The sequence below is a fragment of the Pantoea alfalfae genome (genome assembly GCF_019880205.1).
Classification (GTDB): domain Bacteria; phylum Pseudomonadota; class Gammaproteobacteria; order Enterobacterales; family Enterobacteriaceae; genus Pantoea; species Pantoea alfalfae.
Genome location: NZ_CP082300.1, coordinates 1 through 2,495 on the forward strand (window position 1 = coordinate 1; position 2,495 = coordinate 2,495).

General features: G+C 47.8%; 1 protein-coding gene and 1 pseudogene. One reads left to right on the forward strand and one right to left on the reverse strand.

Annotated features, from left to right (window positions below):
* Positions 1-430: 430 nt before the first annotated feature.
* Positions 431-1,771, reverse strand: a complete 1,341-nt coding sequence (locus K6R05_RS22025) for an MFS transporter (RefSeq protein WP_222925558.1) — start codon at positions 1,769-1,771, stop codon at positions 431-433.
* 415 nt (positions 1,772-2,186) lie between these two features.
* Here K6R05_RS22025 and K6R05_RS22020 point away from each other — a divergent pair.
* A pseudogene (locus tag K6R05_RS22020) lies at positions 2,187-2,495 on the forward strand (DUF1203 domain-containing protein); the annotation flags it as partial.

A 2,495-nucleotide genomic window follows, 5' to 3' on the forward strand; every position in this document is an offset into this window, starting at 1 on the left:
TTGCATCCTGTTTTTCTGATCCTAAACTCTTGCTAAATTTCTCTTAGCGAATACTTCCCTGCTTGCTTTATGTCACCCGCATTTTAAAAATTACCTCATGGAATATATGTACTTCCTGATGGTTGTAATATGAATGTTTCAGCCCACCGGGGGTTTTCTCTTCACTCCTGCTCTGATGCAGGCTTTGAGCCATCGCTTTTAGAGGGTGCGAGGCTTTAAACCCACTTGTATGATGAGGTAATAGAACTTACCGTTCAAAGCGAAAGTCTGTGACAGAAAGCCTGATCTCGTCTCTGCTCAATTAATCCACTGACGTCTTAAAATCAAAAGATGAATATTCAAAGGCTATTCAAAACAGTGCTCTTGTGTCAGTAACGCTGAAAGGACTCACCTGCAGACGCAATGTTCAGCATCTGCAGATGATATTACGTTATTTACTGACTGGCGAAGCGTGCGTGTCAACTTCGATGTTTAACTGTTTTCTGCGACCCATAACCAGCACCGCAATACCGCCGATGCCACAGAGGATTGCCAGTGGCATCATTGCCAGCGTATGGCTGCCGGTCGCCTGATTAATGATGCCGTAAACGTTGACCATTAATCCTCCGCCAATCAGGTTCGCCATCGCACCGATAGCGGCCAGACCCGCAGCAGTGGTAGTGGATGACATCCATCCCGATGCCAGCGCCCAGAAAGGTCCTTTCATTGAGTAGGCACCCATTAATACCAATGACAGGATGACAACACTGCCGGTCAGGCTGTTAGTGATAAAGGCGGAGAGCAGACCACCCGCAATCAGGAACAGCGTTAATGCGGTATGCCAGCGACGCTCGCCGCTTCGGTCAGAACTTCTGCCCCATACAACCATCAGAATGGATGCCAGACCGTAAGGAATCGCATTGACTAAACCGGTGGAGAAGTTATCCAGCCCGAACGATTTCAGCAGTTGCGGAGACCAGACGCTCAGCGTTGATCCCGCCGCAGAAGCACCCGCATAAATCAGCGCCATCACCCAGATATGCTTGTGACGCAGTAACTGCCATAGCGAGATATGACCAATCGCTTTTTTCTTCTCGTTTTCTGCCTGAATAGTTGTACTCAGCCACGCTTTTTGTTCCTGATTTAACCAGCTGGCGTCAGTCGGACGATTACTGAGTAAAAAGAAGGCTGCAATCCCCAGAACCACCGCCGGAATACCTTCCAGGATGAATAACCAGTGCCAGCCACGCATGCCCAACCAGCCGTCGAGCGACAAAATCAGGCCGGAGATAGGCGACCCTATAAAGTTCGCTGCCGGGATTGCCACCATGAAGGTTGCAATCACACGCGCACGGTACTTGCCCGGGATCCAGTAAGTCAGATAAAGAATCACGCCAGGGAAAAAGCCTGCCTCGGCTGCACCCAGTAAAAAGCGCAGTACGTAGAGCGTATTGGCACTTTCAACAAAAGCAGTACAGACCGAAATAATGCCCCACGATACCATGATGCGAGAGATCCAAATCTTTGCGCCAATTTTCTGCATGGCGAGGTTACTGGGAACTTCAAACAGGAAGTAACCCACGAAAAACAGGCTGCTTGCAAAACCAAATACCGCTTTCGACAACCCTAAATCTTCGTTCATCTGTAATGAAGCCATTCCGATGTTGCCGCGGTCGATGATGGCAATCAGATAACAGACAATCAGAAAGGGCAAAATGCGCCAGACCACCTTCTTAACGGTCTGCTGCTCAATATCGGCAGAGAATGTCGTGATGTGCTGTTTCTCAGACATGATAATCCTCACAATTTTGTCATCGATTTAGGGCAGTGGAGAAACCGTGTTGTTGTACTATGTACAACAGAAATGTACGGAGTAAACTATTATCACGATAAAATCTTACCTCTGCCTGCCGATGTAATCAGGTTGTGTTAGTTGTCACAAAAAAGTATTCATCTGTTTTCGTTTATGTGATGGGCATGTCGTTAACGGGTCGGATTCAGCGATCTTTCTCCGAGGTACCAATCAGAGAACAGGTATGGAGGAGAAAAAATAGGGTGTTTTGAGGTTCAGTGGCTAATGATTGCAACACGTGCGACGACCAAAGTTTTTGTCACTGATTCCCCGGACCGAAAACGGCGAGTTTTGCCCCAGGATATTCGATAACGTAATGACTCGCGGTGTAGCGATGGAAACCACAGGGGTCATTATGAAATACAAAATCTCCGGCCTGAAAGCCGAGCCGCTTGCTCATCTTTTTGAACAAAACGAAAGCTATCTGAAAAATCATAATGCTATACGACAAACGGTAGAGTGCTATCCGGGTTATCCTGACCGTATCTCATTGTGTGATATCCCCGTCGGTGAAACCGCTCTGCTGATCAATCACATCTATCAGCCTGCAGACTCCCCCTTTTTTGGCACTCATGCGATTTATGTCTGGGAGGGATGCACCCGACAAGGCATTTACCTGAATGCCTTACCCGAAGTGATGCAAAGCAGAATTCTGTCACTGCGG

What these genes read in the sequence shown, in the direction of transcription:
- K6R05_RS22025 (WP_222925558.1), bottom strand. Translation starts at nt 1,771, where the DNA reads ATGTCTGAGAAACAGCACATCACGACATTCTCTGCCGATATTGAGCAG.